2 protein-coding genes are annotated in these 1,451 nt (G+C 67.1%); both read right to left on the minus strand.

Translation table 11 applies throughout. The annotated features are described in order from the left end of the window. Positions 1–123: 123 nt before the first annotated feature. Positions 124–864 carry a hypothetical protein gene (locus tag ACFTZB_RS45595; RefSeq protein ID WP_378442590.1) on the minus strand — a complete coding sequence of 247 codons (741 nt, stop codon included), beginning with the start codon at positions 862–864 and terminating at the stop codon, positions 124–126. A 136-nt stretch (positions 865–1,000) separates the two neighbouring features. Next, the coding region (locus ACFTZB_RS45600; protein ID WP_378442592.1) for an ester cyclase at positions 1,001–1,451 on the minus strand (451 nt) is incomplete at its 5' end.

A 1,451-nucleotide genomic window follows, 5' to 3' on the forward strand; every position in this document is an offset into this window, starting at 1 on the left:
GCCTAATACCTCGGGGAGCAGGGCCGCGCCGTGCTCCCCGAGGTATTAGGCATAGGCACCGCCGGCCCGTTATTCGGCCCCCGTCCGGGCCCGGATAATGGACGGACGTGGTGTCCGGGTCTGTCAGCCCGCCAGGGGTTCGGCGGCGGGAGCGTTGAAGGCGTCATAGAACTGGAGTGCGCTCGCGACGGCGACGGGCCCACCCACGATGATCGTTCCGGCGACCGCTCCGATCGCCCCTGCCGCGGCTCCGGTGACCAGGCATCCGCCGAGGAAACCGGGGACCGCGAGGGTGCCGATTGTCGGGACGGCGACCGCGGCTCCGACGAGCGCTCCTCCGGCAATGCATCCGATTCCGGCACCGATCGCCGTGCCGATCAGGCTACCCATCCCGACGCCGAGCGCGACTTCGGTACCGAAGTTGATGATGGCAGCGCTGAATTCCGGTGACCGGACATCCAATGCGGTCTGGTGCAGTGGGAGCGCCGCATCCTTCAGCGGGGTGGCCGTGGCGGGGTCGGTGCTGGGGGTGAGGGTGGCGCTCCTGCCGTCGATCTGGGCCGCGATCGGCCATTCTTTCCCATCCCGTGCGTAGGTCAGCGGGAAGCCGGCTACCAGGTTCCCGGCGGCATCGAGCACCTGAGACTGGGTGCCCTGGGTGGTCAACGAGCCGCCGTCAGTCGTGAGGACGACGGACTTGTCGACGATGCTCGCGGTGTAGTGGATACCGGGAAGGATCTTCGTTTCCAGGGCGGATGCATGGTTCGGGTCGGGCTGCTGCGGGGCGGCACTGGCGGTGCTGGCGGTGGCGACCGCTGCCGTAATGGCAAAGGCTGTCACCGCAATGAGGCGTGTCATCATCATGGGGTCTCCATGGGGTGGGGGTGGGCGTTCGGGTGTGAGTTGCGGCGGTGTGCCGGCGTGAAGGTGGGATGCGCGGCGGTGCGTACAGCAACGGCGCCCTGAGAGGTCCCCGGGCGCCGCTGTGGTTACTTTCTGGTCAGTTGTCGAAGACTCCGAGCTGACGGAGCAGCGTCCCCGAGTCCCAGTACGAGCGCTCTTCGAGCAACTGTCCGGTGGGGTTGCATTTGAGCAGGTTGACGCCGCGTACCTCGATGCGGTTGCCGGTCGGTGCGATTCCGTCGAGGTATCCGGTATGGACTCCGGTCACGGTCCATTCGACGGTGGCGGTCTCACCGTCGTCGGCGACGACGGAACTGTGGAACTCCATCGAGGAGAAGGCGTTCGTGAAGGCGCTCATCGCTTCGGCGATCGCAGCTCGGCCGGTGGCCGGGCCTGGTGAGGTCATGTCGTGTAGAACACCGTCTTCCGCGAAATGCGCGGCGATAGCCTGGTGGGGCTGCTCGGCAGCCCATGCCTTGTCCATGTCCTTGACGAAGTTGTGCAAGCCGGGGCGCACGGGGATTCCCTTCTGTGCCCCGGGTGGGCCG

The organism is Rhodococcus sp. NPDC057014 (assembly GCF_042673295.1).
Lineage (GTDB): Bacteria > Actinomycetota > Actinomycetes > Mycobacteriales > Mycobacteriaceae > Rhodococcus_F.